Source organism: Klebsiella sp. GL120222-02, assembly GCF_003097195.1.
GTDB lineage: Bacteria > Pseudomonadota > Gammaproteobacteria > Enterobacterales > Enterobacteriaceae > Klebsiella > Klebsiella variicola.
This window is the reverse complement of record NZ_QEQO01000008.1, coordinates 281,680-305,280: the sequence shown is the minus strand read 5'-3', so window position 1 is coordinate 305,280 and position 23,601 is coordinate 281,680. Positions and strand designations below refer to the sequence as shown.

At 60.0% G+C, this 23,601-nt stretch carries 15 protein-coding genes and 1 pseudogene; 9 read left to right on the top strand and 7 right to left on the bottom strand.

Annotated elements, in window-relative coordinates; translation table 11 throughout:
* Positions 1-28: 28 nt before the first annotated feature.
* Both N438_RS22475 and galF read right to left on the bottom strand, forming a co-directional pair.
* Positions 29-658 carry a phosphatase PAP2 family protein gene (locus tag N438_RS22475; protein ID WP_048964962.1) on the bottom strand — a complete coding sequence of 210 codons (630 nt, stop codon included), beginning with the start codon at positions 656-658 and terminating at the stop codon, positions 29-31.
* 315 nt (positions 659-973) lie between these two features.
* Positions 974-1,948: pseudogene (gene galF, locus N438_RS22470) on the bottom strand (GalU regulator GalF).
* A gap of 770 nt (positions 1,949-2,718) precedes the next feature.
* Here galF and N438_RS22465 point away from each other — a divergent pair.
* Positions 2,719-4,302, top strand: coding sequence for a TerC family protein (locus N438_RS22465; protein ID WP_116696521.1), 1,584 nt, complete (start codon positions 2,719-2,721; stop codon positions 4,300-4,302).
* A 398-nt stretch (positions 4,303-4,700) separates the two neighbouring features.
* Here N438_RS22465 and asmA read toward each other — a convergent pair whose 3' ends face one another.
* The 4 genes from asmA to alkA all read right to left on the bottom strand — a co-directional run bounded on the left by asmA (position 4,701) and on the right by alkA (position 8,855).
* On the bottom strand, positions 4,701-6,548 hold the full coding sequence (gene asmA, locus N438_RS22460) for an outer membrane assembly protein AsmA (protein WP_008804088.1): 1,848 nt from the start codon (positions 6,546-6,548) through the stop codon (positions 4,701-4,703).
* Positions 6,549-6,578: 30 nt separating this feature from the next.
* Complete coding sequence (gene dcd, locus N438_RS22455) at positions 6,579-7,160, bottom strand: dCTP deaminase (RefSeq protein ID WP_004151145.1); 582 nt, start codon at positions 7,158-7,160, stop codon at positions 6,579-6,581.
* 90 nt (positions 7,161-7,250) lie between these two features.
* Positions 7,251-7,892: a uridine kinase gene (gene udk, locus N438_RS22450; protein WP_002912442.1), complete on the bottom strand. Its 642-nt coding sequence runs from the start codon at positions 7,890-7,892 to the stop codon at positions 7,251-7,253.
* A 114-nt stretch (positions 7,893-8,006) separates the two neighbouring features.
* Positions 8,007-8,855 (bottom strand): DNA-3-methyladenine glycosylase 2, encoded by an 849-nt coding sequence (alkA, locus tag N438_RS22445; RefSeq protein WP_049157409.1) that lies wholly within the window; start codon positions 8,853-8,855, stop codon positions 8,007-8,009.
* 137 nt (positions 8,856-8,992) lie between these two features.
* On the opposite strand from alkA, the gene yegD reads away from it, so the two are divergent.
* The 5 genes from yegD to N438_RS22420 all read left to right on the top strand — a co-directional run bounded on the left by yegD (position 8,993) and on the right by N438_RS22420 (position 14,312).
* Positions 8,993-10,345 (top strand): molecular chaperone, encoded by a 1,353-nt coding sequence (yegD, locus tag N438_RS22435; RefSeq protein ID WP_016531337.1) that lies wholly within the window; start codon positions 8,993-8,995, stop codon positions 10,343-10,345.
* A 289-nt stretch (positions 10,346-10,634) separates the two neighbouring features.
* Entirely contained in the window at positions 10,635-12,491 is a 1,857-nt protein-coding gene (locus N438_RS22430) for a sensor histidine kinase (protein WP_110191926.1), read from the top strand.
* Between the two features lie 14 nt (positions 12,492-12,505).
* The gene (locus tag N438_RS22425) at positions 12,506-13,207 is read left to right on the top strand and encodes a response regulator transcription factor (protein ID WP_012541069.1); all 702 of its coding nucleotides are present in this window, start codon (positions 12,506-12,508) and stop codon (positions 13,205-13,207) included.
* Positions 13,208-13,444: 237 nt separating this feature from the next.
* A complete protein-coding gene (locus tag N438_RS29175) occupies positions 13,445-13,585 on the top strand; it encodes a small membrane protein (RefSeq protein ID WP_046621842.1) in 141 nt (46 codons plus the stop codon).
* Between the two features lie 115 nt (positions 13,586-13,700).
* On the top strand, positions 13,701-14,312 hold the full coding sequence (locus tag N438_RS22420; RefSeq protein ID WP_008804083.1) for a response regulator transcription factor: 612 nt from the start codon (positions 13,701-13,703) through the stop codon (positions 14,310-14,312).
* Between the two features lie 274 nt (positions 14,313-14,586).
* On the opposite strand, the gene N438_RS22415 is transcribed toward N438_RS22420, so the two are convergent.
* Entirely contained in the window at positions 14,587-15,861 is a 1,275-nt protein-coding gene (locus N438_RS22415) for a dicarboxylate/amino acid:cation symporter (protein ID WP_008804082.1), read from the bottom strand.
* A gap of 300 nt (positions 15,862-16,161) precedes the next feature.
* On the opposite strand from N438_RS22415, the gene N438_RS22410 reads away from it, so the two are divergent.
* Genes N438_RS22410 through mdtC form a run of 3 tightly spaced genes read left to right on the top strand, consistent with a single transcriptional unit; the run spans position 16,162 to position 23,600 of the window.
* Positions 16,162-17,400: an MdtA/MuxA family multidrug efflux RND transporter periplasmic adaptor subunit gene (locus tag N438_RS22410; protein ID WP_012541067.1), complete on the top strand. Its 1,239-nt coding sequence runs from the start codon at positions 16,162-16,164 to the stop codon at positions 17,398-17,400.
* Positions 17,400-20,522: an MdtB/MuxB family multidrug efflux RND transporter permease subunit gene (locus N438_RS22405; protein WP_012541066.1), complete on the top strand. Its 3,123-nt coding sequence runs from the start codon at positions 17,400-17,402 to the stop codon at positions 20,520-20,522. Before N438_RS22410 ends, N438_RS22405 begins: the two co-directional genes overlap by 1 nt.
* The gene (gene mdtC / locus N438_RS22400) at positions 20,523-23,600 is read left to right on the top strand and encodes a multidrug efflux RND transporter permease subunit MdtC (protein WP_116696520.1); all 3,078 of its coding nucleotides are present in this window, start codon (positions 20,523-20,525) and stop codon (positions 23,598-23,600) included.
* The last annotated feature ends 1 nt before the right edge of the window (position 23,601 follow it).

The following is a 23,601-nucleotide window of genomic DNA, read 5'->3' as shown; positions in this document are numbered from 1 at the left end:
TTAATTTCCCCTGTAAAACAAATGGCGATTACCAGGCCTGCTTTTGAAGGTCTTCTCTGGTAAAAGGTTTATCCAGCGGCCCAATTGCGGTCGCGATTTGCTCCAGCAGGGACTGAGTCGGCGCTTTACTGCCGCTATGCAACAGGATAAGCGGAACCATCACCAGGCATGCAACCCCACCCCAAGGTATAGTTTTATAATCAGAATTAGAAATTCGTTTTTGCAGCAACAGGAACAAAGCGCTACCAGCAGCGCCGAGCAGCAGGCCAGCGATCACTTCCGAGACGGAATGCGCATGGATGACCAACCGTGAATAACCCACCACAGCGGCCAGAATATAGCCGGTGGCGACGGCTGCTTTTTGCAAACCCGCGGAAAACCGAGCACTAAGCAGCCACAGGAAGATAGGCCAGAAGGCCGAGGAAAGCGCTGAGTGGCCGCTGAAGCCGGTGTAATCCAGCTCGCGAATACCCAGCCCCCAGCCCATAAAGGCCAGTTTGGAGGCGCAGACGATGGCGCCGGTGATGCCGAACAGCAAACTCCACTGCCACGCCAGCAACCGTGACGTTTTACGCAGCATCAGGACAATAAACAGCGCCGCTGCGCTGGGCAGCAAAACGGTGCTATCGCCAAAAAATGAGATGAGTTGCCAGTTCATATACCTATGATCCTTCGATGATGTCCACTGCCGTGCTCAGGGATTATCCGTAATGTCTGTACCAGCTCGCATGCCAATTCATTTCACATCTTTATGCATGCAAGTGAGATGTTTAAAGCGGAAACATGATCGCAGTCAAGTTTTATTTTTGGCTGACGTTGACCGCTTTCCCTGCGCTTTAGGAATTGTCGCACTAAGTGACTATTCACAAAGCATTATTGCCGCTACTCCGACCATTGCACCACAGAGGCCAGAGACAAACTACCAGAAGTCTCCGAAGCTATACGTTTCCTTACAATCGTTATAACATTCACGTTATGAATAATTTCTGCATAACGTTATGAGCGGCCTGGCAAAATACCCCTGCCCTGCCGCTCACCCTTACGCCGGCGCTCAGGCCAGCAGTTTTTTAATGCTTTCGCGGAATTTGGCGCCTTCTTTTAGGTTACGCATTCCGTAGGTGACGAAGGCCTGCATGTAGCCCATTTTCTTACCGCAGTCATAGCTTTCGCCGGTCATCAGCATCGCGTCAACGGACTGCTTCTTCGCCAGTTCGGCAATGGCATCCGTTAGCTGGATACGGCCCCAGGCGCCCGGCTCGGTACGCTCCAGCTCAGCCCAGATATCTGCCGACAACACGTAGCGGCCCACCGCCATCAGGTCGGAGTCCAGGGTCTGAGGTTCGTCCGGTTTTTCAATAAACTCGACGATACGCGCCACCTGCCCTTCCGCCACCATGGGCTCTTTGGTCTGGATAACGGAGTATTCGGAGAGATCCCCCGGCATGCGTTTCGCCAGCACCTGGCTGCGGCCGGTCTCGTTAAAACGGGCGACCATGGCAGCGAGGTTATAGCGCAGCGGGTCCGCGGTGCCGCCGTCGAGTATGATATCCGGCAGCACCACCACAAACGGGTTGTCCCCGACTACCGGGCGGGCGCAGAGGATGGAGTGGCCCAGACCCAGCGGCTGTGCCTGGCGCACGTTCATGATGGTTACGCCCGGCGGGCAAATGGCCTGGACTTCCGCCAGCAGCTGGCGCTTCACGCGCTGCTCAAGCAGGGCTTCCAGCTCGTAGGAGGTATCAAAGTGGTTTTCCACTGCATTCTTCGAGGAGTGCGTCACCAGGACAATCTCTTTGATCCCGGCGGCGACGATTTCGTCAACAATGTACTGAATCATTGGCTTATCAACGATCGGCAGCATCTCCTTTGGAATTGCCTTTGTGGCCGGCAGCATATGCATGCCTAGTCCTGCGACCGGAATAACCGCTTTCAAATTCGCCATATTCATCTTCACCTGTTTGGTTGCAAAACACGCAGTTTTGCAAAATTGTACATGTCACAAATCGATTGGAACTGATAATACACGGATACTGCCCGGGCATCTGCCCGCCAAATTCTTAAATTCACTGTCACCTAAAAGAATACACACAACTTCCTTTTACCAACAGTTTGAAGTGAGAATAATCTTATTCTCCATCGGGATATTCAGCGGCCCGCTTCCCTGCACAGCGCGATGTCGCCGCAAGGCCCATACATCGCGGCCTTTGGTACGCAGCCCCTGCCATCTGCAGGCTGCGGCGCCCATGTGTGCGGAAAGAATAGATATAGATAATTAATTTCGCCAGGCAATATATTTCAGCACAAACAGCCAGATATGGCAGGATAATAACCGTAAACCACGGCAGATAACTGCGATCGGCGCTATTCTGCGCTCACTTCATGATGTGAATTATGCCGATTTTGTGAGCGGGCTTCGCACTTCACGCGGGGATGAGGAAGGGTACCTACCGTGGCGAACGACGGGACTGCCCTCGTTTTTGCGCCGGGCAAAACGCAGCGGGTGGTGGTTCTGATATCAGCAAGCTTATTCCAGCGCGTTCCGCCATATTGTTATTTTTCCGCTGATCTTTTCTGGAACATAATTCTTTTCTGTTCTCTTAATTTGCTGGAAATATATCCACCCCTGGCGGAGTGATATCCGCGTCGTTATTGCATTTTAGACTCATCTTATCCATGATCGTGGTAACACATACCGCAGTCGTACAGGTTTTAATACATATGGAATGGATTGCCGATCCGTCAATCTGGGCAGGTCTCGTCACGCTGGTGGTTATCGAACTGGTGTTGGGTATCGATAACCTGGTTTTCATCGCTATCCTCGCCGAAAAGCTGCCGCCCGCCCAGCGCGACCGCGCTCGTATCACCGGTCTGCTGCTGGCGATGGTCATGCGTCTGCTGCTGCTGGCCTCTATCTCCTGGCTGGTGACCCTGACCAAACCGCTGATTGTTTTTCACGACTTCAGCTTCAGCGCCCGCGATTTAATTATGCTGTTCGGCGGCTTATTTCTGCTGTTTAAAGCCACCGTCGAACTCAACGAACGGCTGGAGGGGAAGGACAGCGATAATCCCACCCAGCGCAGAGGGGCGAAATTCTGGGCCGTGGTGGCGCAGATCGTGGTGCTCGACGCCATCTTTTCGCTCGACTCGGTGATCACCGCCGTCGGCATGGTCGACCACCTGGCGGTGATGATGGCCGCGGTGATCATCGCCATCAGCCTGATGCTGATGGCCAGCAAGGCCCTGACGCGCTTCGTTAACAGCCACCCGACCATTGTCATCCTCTGTCTGAGCTTCCTGCTGATGATCGGCTTCAGCCTGATTGCTGAAGGCTTCAGCTTTATTATTCCGAAAGGCTATCTGTACGCGGCGATTGGCTTCTCGGTCATGATTGAAGCCCTTAACCAGCTGGCGCTGTTTAACCGCCGTCGCTTCCTGTCGGCCAATATGACGCTGCGTCAGCGCACCACCGAGGCGGTGATGAACCTGCTGAGCGGCCAGAAGGAAAAAGCTGAACTGGATGCTGACACGGCGTCGCTGGTGGCCGATCAGGACCATCGTCCTTTGTTTAATCCGCAGGAACGGTTGATGATTGAGCGGGTGCTGAACCTTAATCAGCGCAGCGTCAGCAGTATTATGACGTCGCGCCATGATATCGAGCGCATCAACCTCAGCGCGCCCGAGGAAGAGATCCGCAGCCTGGTGGAGAAAAATCAGCACACCCGGCTGGTGGTGACCGGTGGGAAAGATAATGAAGACCTGCTGGGAGTGGTTCACGTTATTGACCTGCTCCAGCAGTCCCTGCGCCAGGAGCCGCTGGATCTGCAGGTGCTGGTCCGCCAGCCGTTGGTCTTTCCGGAGGGGTTACCGCTCCTCTCCGCGCTTGAGCAGTTCCGTCAGGCCCGCACCCACTTCGCCTTTGTGGTCGATGAGTTTGGTTCCGTCGAGGGGATTGTGACCCTGAGCGACGTGATGGAGACTATCGCCGGTAATCTGCCTAACGAGGTGGAGGAGATCGACGCCCGGCACGATATTCAGCATCATCAGGACGGTTCGTGGACGGTTAACGGCCATATGCCGCTGGAGGACCTGGTGCAGTACGTTCCGCTGCCGCTGGATGATAAACGGGAGTACCACACCGTCGCCGGTCTGCTGATGGAGTATCTGCAGCATGTGCCGCAGGTGGGGGAGACCATTGAGATTGACGGCTATATCCTGCGCACGCTGCAGGTCGACAGCCATCGGGTGCAGAAGGTGCAGATCGTCCCGCCGGCAAAGCAGGATGAGCTGGATTATGAGGTGTAATCGTCAGGCATAAAACGGCCCGGGGTATCCCGGGCGGTGGGATGGATAATCAAACCCATGCCTGATGGCGCTGCGCTTATCAGGCCTACGGGATGGCAATGCAGACCGGGGTATTACCCCCACCGCACAACCCAGGCCGGGTCAGACGTAGCCGCCACCCGGCATCCACGGGGCTCCACTCTTTGACGACATTCTCTCATCACGGGGAATTGATGCTCTACAGCAGCCACACTGCCTGATGGCGCTTCGCTTATCAGGCCTACATGGATAGCGACTCAAGCCGATGATATTGCACAAAACCCAGGCTGGGTCAGGCGTAGCCGCCACCCGGCATCAACGTGGCACACCCTCTGACGACAATCTCGCAGCCCGGAAGGCCCGGGCCGCGGGGGTGGAGATTACAGCTTATCGAGCAGCTTTTTGGCGTCTTTGCTCTCTTTGCTGCCTTTATTACGCTCAACCCAGTCGTTGAGACGCTGCTTCGCTTCATCCTGTAGCTGTTTGCGCAGGATCTGATCAACCTGCAGACTGTAGCTCAGCGACTGCCAGTCGCCGTAGATGCGCAGCGGGATGGCGGTCTGTTTCAGGCGGTCGATAAGTTTGCCCTCCCCTTTCCAGCCGCCGAGCACGCGCACGTTAAAGCGCATATCGCAGTTCTCCTTCTGCAGATCAAGCTGACCTTCGCCGGTCATCGCCATCACGTCGGACTGCCCCTGCAGGCGGTTCAGCGTCACCACCCCGTTATCCAGCGTCAGCTGGCTGCTAACAGAATCCAGGCGGGTGGCATTGTCGTAATTCTCCTGCGCCCGCACGTTGGTGCTGCGCTCCACGGCCTGCTGCACCAGTTGCTGGAAATTCAGCCCCTCGGTACGGGTATCGGCCATCTGCAGCTGGGCCTGCCCCTGCCAGTGACGGCGGAAATCATCCGCGTCAATGCGTGTTCCGGAAAACTCGCCGGTCAGCGACAGCTTGCCGGTCAGGTTTAATGAATAGTTAAAGGCTTTGATCAGCGAACCGATCTCCACATTCTGCAGCGCCGGCTGGAACGTCGCCTGCGGCGTGTCGCCACGGGCATCCAGAGTGCCGGGGAGAGAGAGCTGCCCGCCGTCGAGGTTGCCCTGCATTTTGCTGACCGTCAGCAGCCCCTGCTGGTTGCTGATTTCGCTCTGCACCTGGGTGAAGTTCAGGCCGCGCCACTGCAACTGGTCGGCGCTCAGGGCCATCCGGCCGTTAAAGCCGCGCAGGCTCTGGTAATCTTCGCGCTCATCGCTGTCGGCGATCACCGGACGCAGCGGTCGCGTCTGGCTCTGGCCCTGCTGGCTGGCGCTGCTGTCGGTCGCTGGCGAGGAGGGCGCCAGCAGGCTGTCGAGATTCAGGGTGGTCGCGTGGAGATCCAGCGACCAGTCCGGGCGATCCCCCAGCACCACGCTGCCGTTGCCGGTAAGGGTACTGCCGCTGGCCATCAGATTCAGGTTGTCAAAGCGCAGAGTTTTGCCATCTTCCTGCCAGCTGGCCTGCAGACTGCCCTGGCCATTAATGCCATCAGGGGGCAGCTCGGCGCCGCGCAGCTGCCAGCTTAGCTGGCTAAAGTCGGCTTTTAAGGAGTGGGGATAGTCGCCGCCCTGCACGGTAGCGGAGAAGCTCAGCGCCAGGTCGCGCTGGTCGCGGTTGATCCGGCCGGAGAAGTCGACGGTGGCCCGGTGATTCTCATCCTGCTCCATTTGCAGGCGGATATCACGCACAGTGACCTGCTCGCCGTTCTCATGCTGGAAGAAGAGCACGCTGTCGGCCACCTGCAGCTGGCGCACGTCGTAGGACCACCCGCGGTCCTCCGGAGCCTGCGGCAGGGTGTTGTCATGCGGCACCACCGGCGCAGCGCTATCGCGAACCGCTTCGGTTTTCGGGGTCAGCTGGATCACCGCCCCCTTGAGCATCACCTGCTTCACCTGCAGCTGGTGCGACAGCAACGGCAGCAGCGCCACGTCGAGGCGCATGTTGTCGGCGCGGATCACCGGCTCTTCGGCGCCCCGGGCTGTCAGCGTCATGCGTCCGCTGAGAATGCTGAGCTGCGGCCAGACGTGCCAGCGCAGCGGGCCATCGAGTTCAAGCTGATAACCGCTGCGCTCTGCCACCTCATGCACCATATAGGCGCGAAAATCGTTGGGATTGACCAGCAATACCAACGAGGTAAGCCCGGCGACAATGACCGCCAGCAGGATCATCAGCGTTGTCAGTATTCGTCTCATGGCACCCTCAGCAACACCCCGTTGACGTTATCAATCCTTGTCGATTCGGCTCGCCACCGCGCCCTGCTGGTCGCGATATTTGGCGTCTTCACGGCGGTTATACGGCCGGGCCGCCGGGCCCGATAATGGCTCAAAGCTTAGCGCGCCGATAGGCATTCCCGGGCGCAGCGCCAGCGGCAGTTTGCCGGAGTTGTAGAACTCAAGCACGATGCAGCCGGACCAGCCCGGGTCGATGCGGTGCGCGGTAACGTGCACCATCAGCCCCAGCCGCGCCAGTGAGGAGCGTCCGTCCAGCCAGCCCACCAGATCGGCAGGTAGGGTGACTGACTCATAGGTCACCGCCAGCGCCAGTTCGCCCGGATGCAGGAAAAAGGCCTCCCCTTCCGGCAGGACAATCTCTTCGCTCATCACGCGGTCCAGCGCGGCGCTGACCTCGGCCTTCGGACCGCTTAAATCGATAAACGGCGCCGTGTGGCCGCGGAAGGTGCGGAATTTATTACCCAGCCGTACATCAACCGTCGCGCCATTAATACGCTCAACGGGTGGGCGCGGATTGATGGCGAGTCGCCCTTCATCCAACCAGGCTTCGATATCTCGGTCACACAGACGCATGGGCTTTCTCCTTATAAGGCTGCTTCCCGCACGCTTCGCGGCGGAGAGGGCAACAGGGCTACTCTTTGCACGTTACACAATTCGGCCAGGTTATTCAAAGAACTGACTGATTTTGGCCTTCAGAATATCAATCGCGATGCGGTTTTTGCCGCCGCGCGGCACGATGATGTCGGCATACTGCTTCGACGGTTCAATAAACTGCAGGAACATCGGGCGCACAGTCTTCTGGTACTGGGCCATCACCGAGTCCATGGAGCGGCCGCGCTCGTTAACGTCGCGCTTAATACGGCGCATCAGGCAAATATCGAGCGGGGTGTCGACGAAAATAGAGAAGTTAAGCTCGTTACGCAGGCGCGCGTCGGTCAGCAGCAGGATCCCTTCAAGAATGATCACCTTCTTCGGCTCGACGTGAATGGTGTTCGGCGTGCGGGTATGCTCGACGTAGCTATAGACCGGCAGTTCAATCGGCTGGCCGCTTTTCAGCATCTGCAGGTGCTGGAACAACAGACTGTGGTCCATTGAGCTCGGGTGGTCATAGTTGGTTTTGACGCGCTCTTCCATCGACAGATGACTTTGATCTTTGTAATAGCTGTCTTCCGGAATGACGCCAATATGTTCGTCGCCAACTTGTTCACGCAATTCGCGATAAAGAGTACTGGCAATAAGACTTTTGCCAGAAGCCGATGCGCCGGCGATACCTACAATGACGCACTGATGGGACATATCAGTCATAAATTTTTGCGACCTGATTAACCTGGATAGAGATGGAGGGTGGCGGCGGACCGCCAAACGCGGCAATTATAGGGATTTCAGCGTCCCGATACCAGTGGTATGCGCCCCGGACGGCTATTCCGCCGCCGGGATCCAGTCATCGGTATACCAGATATGCAACAGCGCATACGATCGCATCGGCTGCCAGCGACGGGCATAGCGAGCGATGGCGGCCGGGGTCATTCCCGGAAAGCGCTGTTTAATCAGGTAATCATCCGGCAAAAAGATATCTTTCGCCTGCCAGCCGCGCAGAGCAAAGTAGTTTGCCGTCCAGCGGCCAATCCCGGGCAGGCTCTGCAGTTGACGCAGCCCGGCGTCGATGTCCGCTGGCGCCGTCAGGGGCAGCTCGCCGCTGAGCGCCGCCCGGGCGAGGTGGATCAGCGCCTCCGCACGCCGAAGCGGCATTCCCAGCGCCTTCAGCGCCTGCGGGTCGGCCCGGGACAGCGCCTCTGGCGTCGGGAATAACACATAGCCGGGCGCCTCCGTCAGCGGTTCGCCCCAGCCAGCCGCCACTTTGGCAGTGAGCCGGGCGGCCATCGCCACGCTCACCAGCTGGCCCAGCACCGCCCGCACCGCCTGTTCGAAGGCATCCAGCGCCCCCGGCAGGCGCAGCCCCGGCCGCGCCTGGGCCAGAAAGCCCAACGCCCCGGCGACCTGCCGCGGGTCGCAGGCTAAATCAAACAGCTGGCCAATTCGCGCATAGCAGATCTCCGCCACCGGTTGCAGCCCCGAGGAGAGGGTCACCCGCAGGCCCTGCGCCTCTTCGTCCGGCGCCAGATGAATCAGCCCGCGATGCCCTTCAACGCCAAAGCTGCGACTATAGCCTCCTTCATCAAAGCGCTCGACGCCGGCGACGGCACGCGCCTTCAGAAAACCAACCATCCACGCCCAGTCGTAAGGCGGGGTCCAGGGTAACAGCACCATAAGCTCTCCTTTATATAGCGTTTCAATGATAGTCGCCCTTGACCGTCAGCGCCTTGCTTTTAAATTCCAGTTGTCGGCTTGGCGACGATCCGCTAAAGTCGCCCCCCTTCTTCACCGGCATGGGGATTTTGCAGACGATGTTTATTGGTTTTGACTACGGCACCGCCAACTGTTCGGTGGCCGTGATGCGGGAAAACACCCCTCAGCTGTTGACACTGGAAAACGGCAGCGCGCTGCTGCCCTCGATGCTCTGCGCGCCAACGCGCGAAGCGGTCAGCGAGTGGCTCTATCGCCATCATGACGTCCCCACCCACAGCGATGAAAACCAGGCGCTGCTGCGCCGGGCCATTGCCGCCAACCGCGACGAAGACATCGAGGTGCTGCGCAACAGCGTGCAGTTCGGTCTCGCCTCGCTGCATCAGTATGTTGAAGATCCGGAAGAGGTTTACTTCGTTAAATCGCCAAAATCCTTCCTCGGCGCCAGCGGGCTGAAGCCGCAGCAGGTGGCCCTGTTTGAAGACCTGGTCTGCGCCATGATGCTGCACATCAAACTGCAGGCTGAGAGCCAGCTGCCCGAGCAGATCGACCAGGCGGTGATTGGCCGACCGATTAACTTCCAGGGCCTCGGCGGCGACGACGCGAACGCCCAGGCGCAGGGGATCCTTGAGCGGGCGGCTCTCCGCGCCGGTTTCCGCGATGTGGTCTTCCAGTTTGAACCGGTTGCCGCCGGGCTCGATTTCGAAGCCACCCTCAATGAAGAAAAACGGGTGCTGGTCGTCGATATCGGCGGTGGAACCACCGACTGTTCCTTGCTATTGATGGGCCCGCAGTGGCGGGAGCGCGCCGACCGCCAGCAGAGCCTGCTCGGCCACAGCGGCTGCCGCATCGGCGGCAACGACCTCGACATTGCCCTGGCCTTCAAATGCCTGATGCCCCTTCTCGGTATGGGCGGCGAAACGGAGAAAGGCACCGCGCTGCCGATCCTCCCGTGGTGGAACGCGGTGGCAATCAACGACGTGCCGGCGCAGAGTGATTTCTACAGCACCGCCAACGGCCGTCTGCTTAACGATCTGCTGCGCAGCGCCCGGGATGCCGACAAGGTGGCTCTGCTGCTGAAGGTCTGGCGCCAGCGTCTCAGCTATCGTCTGGTGCGCAGCGCCGAAGAGAGCAAAATCGCCCTCTCCAGCGCCGCCAGCGTCGAAACCGCGCTGCCGTTTATTCAGGACGAGCTGGCCACCGCCATCGCCCAGCAGGGTCTGGAAGCCGCGCTGGATCAACCGTTGACCCGCATTATGGAACAGGTGCAGCTCGCGCTCGACAGCAGCCAGACCACCCCGGATGTGATCTATCTTACCGGCGGCAGCGCCCGCTCGCCGCTGATCAAAAAGGCGCTGACCGCCCAGCTGCCGGGTATTCCGCTGGCCGGTGGCGATGATTTTGGCTCGGTAACCGCCGGGCTGGCCCGCTGGGCGCAGGTGGTTTTCCGCTAACCCCAGCCCACCGCCGCCGCGCAGCAGGTCTGTCCTGATCCTGCCGATGCAGATTACGCTGGAATATTCCTGGTCTCCCACGCAAAATGGCCTGTTCGTCCGGACAGGCCTGTCCACTCTTCCCCACTTCCGGGGGCGTATTATCCATACCGTAGCCAGATGTCTGCGGTCTGTATCGTTGGCATGCCGCAAGGGGGCGTGATTGAAAAGGGTGTCTGCGATCTTCGCAGCGGTCCGGCGTTGCCGGCCGCAGTTCCTGGCAGGCTGGCTGCTCAGCTGTGGATTACTCTTGCTGCTGGTCGCCCCACAGGCGCAGGCGGCGACGCGCCAGGTGGGCATTGATATTCCGGTCCAGTGGTACGCGGACGCCAGCGGCCAGATGACCATCGATCGCTTTGCCGCCCTGCCCATCGACCAGCTCGCCACCACCCGGCAGATCCCCTCCTTTGGTTATTCGCGAAAAACCTGGTGGCTGCGCAGCGAGCTGCCGGGAACGTGGTTTGCCGGGGAGCCGCGCTGGCTGCAGCTGGGCCCCTCTTTTGTCGACCATCTGACCATTTACTACCGGCCTCTGGGCAGCGATGCCCCCTGGGAACAGCGCACCTTTGGCGACCGCGACGTCGCCCGCGAGAGCGACCTGCACTACCGGGAAAGCGTGCTGATTATCCCCCCGCCGCCAACCGCCGCTGGCTATGAGGTGGTCTTTCGCCTGCACAGCACCAGCACCCTGATCCTGCTGGCCTCGCTCTCTTCGCCGCAGGAATTTGTGCAACGGGCGACCGCCGACACCGCTTTCTGGAGCTTCTATTTCGGCCTGGCCGCCGTCGCCAGCGGCGTGGCGCTGTGGCTGGCGCTGGCCCTGCGCCGGCGTCTGCTGTGGGGCATCTGTCTTTTCTCGCTCAATTATCCGCTGGTGGCCGCCCTGCACGGCTTCCCGGAGTGGTTTTTCGGCCACGCGGCGCTGCCGTTCCAGGACTTCATGATCAGCAGCCTCTCTCTGTTCAGCTATGCTACCGCCCTCTGGCTGCACAGCGAGATTTTTGATTTGAAGAAGAATATGCCGCGGCTTCATCAGCTGCTGATCGCCGCGGTGGTCCTCAACCTGGTGCTGCAGGTCAGTATTCCGCTCGGGTTTTACGGCTTCGCGATGCAGATTGAAGGGGTGATCTTCATCATTATCACCCCGGTGCTGCTGTTCACCTCCTGGTGGCTGTGGCGCAAAAAAGCCATCGACCGTAACACTCTGCTGCTGGGTCTGCTGCCGCCGTTCTACGTCGCCGCCGCGGTGCTGGTGCAGTTGTCTATCCACGGGATAATCCCGTTCCATATGGCGATCTATTCCCTCTGGCAGTATGCGCTGATCGTCCACATCATTACGGTGCTGATCATTGCCATCCTGCGGGTGCGCGCTGAAAACCGCCAGCTGGAGCAGAAGCAGCGCCTGGCGCGTGAGCTGCAGATTGAGCGTGAAGCCAGCTTCCATCAGCGACAGTTTATGGGCATGGTAGCGCACGAATTCCGCACGCCGCTGGCGGTGATCCAGGCAGCGCTGGAAAATCTCCGCCTCTCGGCCGCCTCGGCCAGCCAGGAGGCGCGCTTCGATCGCATCGGGCGCGCCGCCACCCGTCTGGTGCAGCTCACCGATAACTGCCTTGCCGACGCCCGGCTCGCCTCACACGACCTGCACGTCGATCGCCAGCAGACCGCCCTGCTGTCGGTGATCAACATGGCCGCCTCGGTGGTGGCCATCTCCCACGACCATTACCTGAACATCCGCCATCACGGCGCGGTGGAAAGCCCGCAGCTGCAGGCCGATGCCGGCCTGCTGTGCATCGCCATCGCCAATCTGCTGGATAACGCGGTGAAGTATTCGCCCCCCGGTGAAATCGCCATCGATATCCGCTCCGAAGCCGGGCATACCGAGCTGCGCATTCGCGACCACGGCCCGGGCCTGCCCGACGGGCAAGCGGAACTGATCTTTGAGCGCTATCGTCGCGGCGAGCACACGTCGCCGGTGCCGGGCGGCACCGGTCTCGGACTGTATGTTGCGCGTCAGATCGTGCAGGCTCATGATGGCAAACTGTGGCTGGCCGAGCATGGCCCGGACGGCTGCACCTTTATTCTCACCCTCCCGACAGTTGCTTAAGAGGAGAACGACGTATGGCTTTACGGCTGGCGATAATTGAAGATAACGCCGATCTGCTGGATGAACTGCTGGCCTGGCTGGGCTATCGCGGCTTCGAGGTGTGGGGCTCGCGCAGCGCCGAAGCCTTCTGGCGACAACTGCATAGCCATCCGGTGGACATCGTGCTGATTGATATCGGCCTGCCCGGGGAAGATGGCTTCAGCGTGCTGAGCTACCTGCATGAGCTGGGGCATTACGGTCTGGTGGTGGTCAGCGCCCGCGGCCAGCAGCAGGATAAACTGCAGGCGCTCAGCCTTGGGGCCGATGCTTACCTGATCAAGCCGGTTAACTTCGCCCACCTTGCGGAGACCCTCACCGCCCTTGGCGCCCGCCTGCAGCAGGATCGACCCGCCGCCCTTCCATCGGAGGCGCCCGGCACCGCGTCATCCGCCGCCACCGGACTGTGGCGTCTGCATGAGGATAAACTGATTTCTCCCGATGCCCGGACGCTGGAGTTAACCCAGCAGGAGTACCGTCTGGTGGAGCTGTTAATGCGCAATCGCAACGAGGTGTGCAGCAAGCTGGACCTCCATGCCTGCCTGTTTTCCCACGACAGCGAGCCTGACCTGCACCGCATCGACGTGGTGATTAGCCGCCTGCGCCATAAAGCGCGCCAGCAAGGGATCCACCTGCCCGTACGAGCGATCTTTGGCAAAGGACTGGCGTTTATTTCCTGATCGAAAGCGCGATCTGGCCGCTGCGCGGTGGGTGAATAACTCGCAAGTGTTAATTTTTCTCATTTTCTGAGAGAAATGAGAGGAATGAGACTGACGACGCGCTTAAGAACTTTCTTATAGTGCTAGCACATCAGGATGATGTCGTATGATTTTCAGTGGACAGGAAAACATATAACAAAACGTAATAGCCGTTCGCGGTAAATTCTGACACCATGCAGCACAAATAAGGTAAAAACGATGGCCATGCAAACGTGGTTAATATTATTGCTATGCATATTTTTCTTCAGCATCTCTGTATACAGTTTTATTTCCTATCTAAAAGACAGGAGACGGCAGAAGTTTACGTTTAACGATAAGCGTTCGACGCGTCGTAAATAATTCACTTTATAATAATTAAAAACGATTACAGGTACGTTTATAAAATCAACACACCGCATACGCCCGGAGGATTTGTCACAGCATGGCGTTATGTTTTGCATAAGGAAATAACGCCATGAGAAACATTAATGTCACCATCAATACCCGCAACACCTTTGTACGTGAATCGCTGGTCGCCATGGTTAATGATCTCTCCCGGGACGATATGCGGGCCCGTTTCTCCTGGCGCAATAACGACCTGTCAGACGAAGATATTATTATATGCGAAGTGATCCCTGGTGAAATCTATCTGTGCAATACCCTGATTAAAAACAGAAAAAAAGGCAGCTCCCTGATTATCCTCCACAGCTACGACCAGCTGCCGGAAGACGATTTCATGATTAATTGCCTGAAAGGAGTCATTTTTGTCTCGCTGAAAACGGCCAGTATTCCACAGCTGCTGGCGATCATTAAAAGCGAACTACAGCATTGTATGGACCCGTCGGCCACTGACGCCACGAGCCGGGAACTGAGCTGCGCCAGCTGCCCGCATCGTGTCCTGTCGCGGTCGCAGACCGCTGTGGTGCACGGTATTCTTGAAGGGCTGGACATGAGTAAAATCGCCGCCCTGCAGCGCGTCAGTCCCCGCACCGCCGCTTACCATAAGAATAAGATTATGGAAAAATACAGCCTGAATAATAATCACGACTTTTTCCAGTTTATGAATCTGTTACGTGAGCGCTGGTAGGCAAATAGCGAACAGAAGAGAATAAGATATTCCCGTAGTGATATTGTCTGGAATCCGAAAATAGCCGCAGGATGCTAAAAAAGCGCCAGCGCTGCCGAACATAACGTTAAACTCTGACGCTTCCTCGGTATAAAGACGTTACCGCGCGTTTTTATATAAGAAAAAAGACTAGTTACGAGGAAAACTGATACTTCGTCACATTACCCCTGACGTGCCTGTCAGGGGTCTTTTTTTTCGTGTGGAATAGCGCCCTCTGTGAAAGGGCGCGGCAGGATCAGGCTTCCGCTTTCTCGGCTTCCCAGTCCGGCTGTGCTTCCTCGTCGGTCAGCAGACCTTCGTTTTTCGACAGCATGGCGGTGGCGATGCCGTTACCCAACACGTTGATGGCGGAGCGCCCCATATCGAGGAAATGGTCGATACCCATCAGCAGCAGGATCCCGGCAACCGGAATATTGAAGCTGGGGATCGTGGCCGCCAGCACCACCAGCGCCGAGCGCGGCACCCCGGCGATGCCTTTCGAGGCCAGCATCAGGGTCAGCATCATGACCGTAATCTCGCTAAAGCTCAGCGGTACGTTATAGGCCTGAGCGATAAACATCGCGGCGAAGGAGCAGTAGACCATCGAGCCCACGAGGTTGAACGAGTAGCCAATGGGCAGGACGAACGAGACGATATTGCGCGAGCAGCCAAACTTCACCAGCCGCTCAAGGGTCTTCGGATAGGCCGCTTCGGAGCTGCTGGTGGTAAACGCCACCAGCACCGGGTCCTTCAGCATGTTCAGCAGACGGAAGACCTCTTTCTTCAGCACCATATAGCCAACGGCAATCAGCACCGCGCTGGTCAACAGCACCGCCAGGTAGTAACCGCCGATGAACGAAGCGTAGTTGAGCAGGATCCCCAGCCCCTGGGAGGCAATCACCGACGAAATGGCGGCGAAGATAGCCAGCGGCGCAACGTACATCACGTAGCCCGTCACCTTCAGCATAATGTGCGACACCACATTGAGGGCCGCCACCAGCGGGGCATTAAACTTCTCGCCCAGCGACGCGCCGGCGATGCCAAAGAACATCGAGAACACCACAATCTGCAGGATCTCGTTGTTGGCCATCGCCTCGGTGATGCTGGTGGGGATGGTATGCGACAGGAATCCTTTCAGGCTCATGCCGCTGACCGCCAGGCCGGTATCCACCGCCTCTTTCGGCACCGCCAGGTTTAACCCGGCGCCCGGGTGCTGGAAGGTGACGATCACCAGCCCGACGAGAATGGATAATACCGAGGAGGTGATGAACCACACCATCGCCTTCCCGCCTACCCGGCCAATGGTCGCCGTCTCGCCGAGACGCATAATGCCGACCGTCAGGGTGCTGAACACCAACGGCGCGATGACCATTTTGATCAACCGCAGAAACAGATCGGTCAGCAGCGTAATGTTATCCGCCCAGGCGGAGATGGTGGTCGGCGTCGCGTAGGCATGGATAGCCGCGCCGGAGAGGATCCCCATCAGCATAAAAATGACGATGAAGAGCGTGAGTTTGTTTGCGTTTGCCACAACAATGACCCCTGATTATTTAACACGTTGATTTTTAAGTGCATATGTTATTATTATGAAAATGCACTGATTTATTCACCGCATAAATCTAATTAAAGCCCTCCCGGATACAACTATTTTTTACTTTTTTAAACTAAAAGTTGATATCACCCCGGAAATCTCCAACGAGACCGCCCGGCGTCGCGGCGGTTATCCAGACATTTCTCAACCTTCTTTTCATAATTCCTCCATTTTTACGGCCCCTTCCCTCACTAAACTAGTATCATTCAGCGAAACGCTTCAGGATGAGACCGTAAACTAATGAAAGGCAGTAACATACGTCGTTGGGGCGCCGCGCTGGCGGTAGTGATTATCGCCGGAGCCGCCTACTGGTTCTGGCACGATCGTGGCACGAGCGGCAGCAGCGCTCCCGCAGCGGGACAAGGCCCGCAGGGGCCGGGCGGCGCGCGTCATGGCCGTTTCGGCGGCGCGCTGGCGCCGGTGCAGGCGGCGACCGCGACCGAACAAGCGGTGCCGCGCTATCTCACCGGGCTGGGTACCGTGACGGCGGCCAATACCGTGACCGTGCGCAGCCGGGTCGACGGCCAGCTACTGAGCCTTCACTTCCAGGAGGGACAGCAGGTCAAAGCCGGCGATCTGCTGGCGCAGATCGACCCCAGCCAGTTTAAAGTCGCCCTCGCCCAGGCGCAGGGTCAGCTGGCGAAAGATAACGCCACCCTGGCGAACGCCCGCCGCGATCTCGCCCGTTACCAGCAGCTGGTGAAAACCAACCTCGTCTCCCGCCAGGAGCTCGACACCCAGCAGTCGCTGGTGGTGGAATCCGCTGGCACCGTAAAGGCCGATGAAGCCGCCGTCGCCAGCGCCCAGCTGCAGCTCGACTGGACCCGCATCACCGCGCCGATTGACGGCCGCGTCGGCTTAAAGCAGGTGGATATTGGCAACCAGATCTCCAGCGGGGATACCACCGGGATTGTGGTTCTCACCCAGACGCACCCGATCGACGTGGTCTTCACCCTGCCGGAAAACAGCATCGCCACGGTGGTGCAGGCGCAGAAAGCGGGCAAAGCGCTCAGCGTCGAAGCCTGGGATCGCACCAATAAACAGAAAATTAGTGTCGGCGAGCTGCTGAGTCTCGACAACCAGATCGATGCCACCACCGGGACCATCAAGCTGAAGGCGCGCTTCAGCAATCTGGACGACGCGCTGTTCCCCAACCAGTTCGTTAACGCCCGCCTGCTGGTGGATACCGAAGAGAACGCGGTGGTGATCCCCGCCGCCGCCCTGCAGATGGGCAACGAAGGGCATTTTGTGTGGGTGCTGAACGACGAGAACAAGGTCAGCAAACACAGCGTGACGCCCGGCATCCAGGACAGCCAGAAAGTGGTCATCAGCGCCGGGCTTTCTGCCGGGGATCGCGTGGTCACCGACGGGATTGACCGCCTGACCGAAGGGGCGAAAGTGGAAGTTGTCACCGCCAGCGGCAGCGAGCAGGCGCAGCCCGCTCCGCGCCAGAGCGGTAAACACGGAGCGCGTTCCTGATGCAGGTGTTACCCCCAGGCCGCACCGGCGGCCCGTCCCGGCTGTTTATTATGCGTCCGGTCGCCACCACTCTGCTGATGGTGGCGATCCTGTTAGCCGGGATCATCGGCTACCGCTTCCTGCCGGTCTCCGCCCTGCCGGAGGTCGATTACCCGACCATCCAGGTGGTTACGCTCTATCCGGGCGCCAGCCCGGACGTGGTGACCTCCGCTATCACCGCCCCGCTGGAGCGCCAGTTCGGCCAGATGTCCGGCCTTAAGCAGATGTCGTCGCAAAGCTCTGGCGGCGCCTCGGTAGTCACGCTGCAGTTCCAGCTGACCCTGCCGCTGGACGTCGCCGAGCAGGAAGTGCAGGCGGCCATTAACGCCGCCACCAACCTGCTGCCGAGCGATCTGCCCAACCCGCCGGTGTACAGCAAGGTGAACCCGGCGGATCCGCCGATCATGACCCTCGCCGTCACCTCCTCCGCGATCCCGATGACCCAGGTGGAGGACATGGTGGAGACGCGGGTGGCGCAGAAGATCTCCCAGGTTTCCGGCGTCGGTCTGGTGACCCTCGCCGGCGGCCAGCGCCCGGCGGTGCGGGTGAAGCTTAACGCCCAGGCCATCGCCGCCCTCGGCCTGACCAGCGAAACCGTGCGTACCGCTATCACCAGCGCCAACGTTAACTCGGCGAAAGGCAGCCTCGACGGCCCGGCCCGCGCGGTGACGCTTTCCGCTAACGATCAGATGCAGTCCGCTGAGGATTACCGCCGTCTGATCATCGCTTATCAGAACGGGGCGCCGATCCGTCTCGGCGATGTCGCCAGCGTCGAACAAGGGGCCGAAAACAGCTGGCTCGGGGCGTGGGCCAACCAGCAGCGGGCCATCGTGATGAACGTCCAGCGCCAGCCGGGGGCCAACATCATCGACACCGCCGACAGCATTCGCCAGATGCTGCCGCAGCTCACCGAGAGCCTGCCGAAATCGGTGAAGGTTCAGGTCCTCTCCGACCGGACCACCAACATTCGCGCCTCGGTGCGCGACACCCAGTTTGAGCTGATGCTGGCCATCGCCCTGGTGGTGATGATCATTTACCTGTTCCTGCGCAACGTCCCGGCGACCATTATTCCCGGCGTCGCGGTGCCGCTGTCGCTGGTGGGCACTTTCGCGGTGATGGTGTTCCTCGACTTTTCGATCAATAACCTGACGCTGATGGCCCTGACCATCGCCACCGGCTTCGTGGTGGATGACGCCATCGTGGTGATCGAGAACATCTCGCGCTATATCGAAAAAGGCGAGAAGCCGCTGGCCGCCGCGCTGAAAGGCGCCGGGGAAATCGGCTTCACCATTATCTCCCTCACCTTCTCGCTGATCGCGGTGCTGATCCCGCTGCTGTTTATGGGCGATATCGTCGGCCGTCTGTTCCGCGAATTCGCCGTCACCCTTGCCGTCGCTATTCTTATCTCGGCGGTGGTCTCCCTGACCCTGACGCCGATGATGTGCGCCCGCATGTTAAGCCACGAATCGCTGCGCAAGCAGAACCGTTTCTCCCGGGCCAGCGAGCGTTTCTTCGAACGGGTGATCGCCGTCTATGGCCGCTGGCTGAGCCGGGTGCTGAACCATCCGTGGCTGACGCTCGGCGTCGCGCTGAGCACCCTGGCGCTGTCGATAATCCTGTGGGTCTTTATCCCGAAAGGCTTCTTCCCGATCCAGGATAACGGCATTATTCAGGGCACCCTCCAGGCGCCGCAGTCGGTCTCTTTCGCCAGCATGGCCGAGCGCCAGCGGCAGGTGGCCAGCATTATCCTTAAGGATCCGGCCGTGGAGAGCCTGACCTCGTTCGTCGGCGTCGACGGCACCAACCCGGCGCTGAACAGCGCCCGTCTGCAGATCAACCTCAAGCCGCTGGATGAACGCGATGACCGCGTCCAGACGGTGATCAGCCGCCTGCAGCAGGCGGTGGACGGCGTCCCGGGCGTGGCGCTCTACCTGCAGCCGACCCAGGATCTGACCATCGACACCACGGTGAGCCGCACCCAGTACCAGTTCACCCTGCAGGCAAACTCCCTCGAGGCGCTGAGCACCTGGGTGCCGCCGCTGCTCAGCCGCCTGCAGGCCCAGCCGCAGCTGGCCGACGTCAGCAGCGACTGGCAGGACAAAGGCCTGGCCGCCTATATCAAGGTGGATCGCGACAGCGCCAGCCGCCTCGGCATCTCAATGGCCGATGTCGATAACGCGCTATACAACGCCTTCGGCCAGCGGCTGATCTCCACCATTTACACTCAGGCGAATCAGTATCGCGTGGTGCTCGAGCAGGATACCGAGGCGACGCCGGGCCTGGCGGCGCTGGATAATATCCGCCTGACCAGCAGCGACGGCGGCATCGTGCCGCTGACCGCCATCGCCACGGTGGAGCAGCGCTTTACCCCGCTGTCGGTGAACCACCTCGATCAGTTCCCGGTGACCACCATCTCGTTTAACGTCCCGGACAACTATTCGCTGGGCGAAGCGGTGGACGCGATCCTCGCCGCCGAACAGTCGCTGGATTTCCCGACCGATATCCGCACCCAGTTCCAGGGTAGCTCGCTGGCCTTCCAGTCGGCGCTCGGCAGCACCGTCTGGCTGGTGGTCGCCGCGGTGGTGGCGATGTATATCGTGCTGGGGGTGCTGTATGAAAGCTTTATCCATCCGATCACGATCCTCTCCACCCTGCCCACCGCCGGGGTCGGGGCGCTACTGGCGCTGTGGCTGGCGGGCAGCGAGCTGGATGTGATCGCCATCATCGGCATCATTCTGCTGATCGGCATCGTGAAGAAGAACGCCATCATGATGATCGACTTCGCGCTGGCCGCCGAACGCGAGCAGGGCATGCCGCCGCGGGAAGCGATCTACCAGGCCTGCCTGCTGCGTTTTCGTCCGATCCTGATGACGACCCTCGCCGCCCTGCTCGGCGCCCTGCCGCTGATGCTGAGTACCGGCGTCGGCGCGGAGCTGCGGCGTCCGCTGGGGATCGGCATGGTCGGCGGTCTGATGCTCAGCCAGGTGCTGACCCTGTTCACCACCCCGGTGATCTATCTGCTGTTCGACCGCCTGTCGCTGCACCTGAAGCGCCGCTTCCCGCGTCAGGAAGAGGAGGCGTAAGTGAAGTTTTTCGCCCTCTTCATTTACCGCCCGGTGGCGACGATCCTCATCTCGCTGGCCATCACCCTGTGCGGCATTCTCGGCTTCCGGCTGCTGCCGGTAGCCCCGCTGCCGCAGGTGGACTTTCCGGTGATCATGGTTAGCGCCTCGCTGCCGGGAGCCTCCCCGGAAACCATGGCCTCGTCGGTGGCCACCCCGCTGGAACGCTCCCTGGGACGGATAGCCGGGGTCAATGAGATGACCTCCTCCAGTTCGCTGGGCAGTACGCGCATCATTCTTGAGTTTAACTTCGACCGCGATATCAACGGCGCGGCGCGCGACGTTCAGGCGGCGATCAACGCCGCGCAAAGCCTGCTGCCGAGCGGGATGCCCAGCCGGCCGACCTACCGCAAAGCCAACCCGTCCGATGCGCCAATCATGATCCTGACGCTGACCTCGGACACCTACTCCCAGGGTGAGCTGTATGATTTCGCCTCCACCCAGTTGGCGCAGACCATCGCGCAGATTGACGGCGTGGGTGATGTCGACGTCGGCGGCAGCTCCCTGCCGGCAGTGCGCGTCGACCTCAACCCGCAGGCGCTGTTCAACCAGGGCGTGTCGCTGGACGCGGTGCGCACCGCCATCAGCGACGCTAACGTGCGCAAACCGCAGGGGGCGCTGGAGGACAGCGCGCACCGCTGGCAGGTGCAGACCAACGATGAGCTGAAGACCGCCGCCGACTATCAGCCGCTGATCGTCCACTACCAGAATGGCGCCGCAGTGCGACTGGGGGATGTCGCCACCGTCTCGGATTCGGTGCAGGACGTGCGCAACGCCGGGATGACCAACGCCAAACCGGCGATCCTGCTGATGATCCGCAAACTGCCGGAAGCCAATATTATCCAGACAGTGGACAGCATCCGCGCCCGCCTGCCGGAGCTGCAGCAGACCATTCCGGCGGCTATCGACCTGCAGATCGCCCAGGACCGCTCGCCGACCATCCGTGCTTCGCTGGAGGAGGTGGAGCAGACGCTGGTGATATCGGTGGCGCTGGTGATCCTCGTGGTATTCCTGTTCCTGCGCTCGGGGCGCGCCACGCTGATCCCGGCCGTCGCCGTCCCGGTTTCCTTAATCGGTACCTTCGCCGCGATGTATTTGTGCGGCTTCAGCCTCAATAACCTGTCGCTGATGGCTCTGACCATCGCCACCGGCTTCGTGGTGGATGACGCTATCGTGGTGCTGGAGAATATCTCCCGCCATCTGGAAGCGGGGATGAAACCTCTGCAGGCGGCGCTGCAGGGGAGCCGCGAAGTCGGCTTTACCGTGCTGTCGATGAGCCTGTCGCTGGTGGCGGTGTTTCTGCCGCTGCTGCTGATGGGCGGCCTGCCCGGCCGCCTGCTGCGCGAGTTCGCCGTCACCCTGTCGGTGGCGATCGGCATCTCGCTGGCGGTGTCCCTCACCCTGACGCCGATGATGTGCGGCTGGCTGCTGAAAAGCGGTAAGCCCCACCAGCCGACGCGCAACCGCGGCTTTGGCCGCCTGCTGGTGGCCGTGCAGGGCGGCTATGGGAAATCGTTAAAATGGGTGCTCAGGCACAGCCGGCTGACCGGCCTGGTGGTGCTCGGCACCATCGCCCTCAGCGTCTGGCTCTACATTTCGATCCCGAAAACCTTCTTTCCGGAGCAGGACACCGGGGTGCTGATGGGCGGCATTCAGGCCGACCAGAGCATCTCCTTCCAGGCGATGCGCGGCAAGCTGCAGGACTTTATGAAGATCATTCGTGAAGATCCGGCGGTGGATAACGTCACCGGCTTTACCGGTGGCTCGCGGGTCAACAGCGGGATGATGTTTATCACCCTCAAGCCACGGGACCAGCGCCACGAGACGGCGCAGCAGGTGATCGACCGGCTGCGCAAAAAGCTGTCCAACGAGCCCGGGGCCAACCTGTTCCTGATGGCGGTGCAGGATATTCGCGTCGGCGGCCGGCAGTCGAACGCCAGCTATCAGTACACTCTGCTGTCCGACGACCTGTCGGCGCTGCGCGAGTGGGAGCCGAAGATCCGCAAAGCGCTGGCGGCGCTGCCTGAGCTGGCGGACGTCAACTCGGATCAGCAGGACAATGGCGCCGAAATGGACCTGGTCTATGACCGGGACACGATGTCGCGCCTCGGCATCAGCGTCCAGGACGCCAACAACCTGCTGAACAACGCCTTCGGCCAGCGGCAAATCTCCACCATCTACCAGCCGCTCAACCAGTACAAGGTGGTGATGGAGGTGGATCCGGCCTACACCCAGGACGTCAGCGCCCTCGACAAGATGTTTGTTATCAATAGCGAGGGCAAGCCGATCCCGCTGGCCTATTTCGCCAAATGGCAGCCGGCCAACGCCCCGCTGTCGGTGAACCACCAGGGGCTGTCGGCGGCGTCCACTATCTCCTTTAACCTGCCCACCGGCCGCTCGCTGTCGGAAGCCAGCGACGCCATTAACCGCACGATGACCCAGCTCGGGGTGCCGTCGAGCGTGCGCGGCTCCTTTGCCGGTACCGCTCAGGTCTTTCAGCAGACCATGAACGCGCAGGTGATCCTGATCCTCGCGGCCATCGCCACGGTCTATATCGTGCTGGGGATGCTGTATGAGAGCTATGTGCATCCGTTGACCATCCTCTCGACGCTGCCCTCCGCCGGAGTGGGCGCCCTGCTGGCGCTGGAGATATTCGATGCCCCGTTCAGCCTAATCGCCCTTATCGGGATCATGTTATTAATTGGCATCGTGAAGAAAAACGCCATCATGATGGTCGATTTTGCCCTTGAGGCGCAGCGCACCGGCAATCTGGCGCCGGAAGAGGCGATTTTCCAGGCCTGCCTGCTGCGTTTCCGGCCGATTATGATGACCACCCTGGCGGCGCTGTTCGGCGCCCTGCCGCTGGTGCTCTCCGGGGGCGATGGCTCTGAGCTGCGCCAGCCGCTGGGGATCACCATCGTCGGCGGTCTGGTGATGAGCCAGCTGTTAACGCTCTACACCACGCCGGTGGTCTATCTTTTCTTTGACCGTCTGCGGTTGCGTTTTTCGCGTCACTCCTCTCAACCGGTAAGCGAATAAC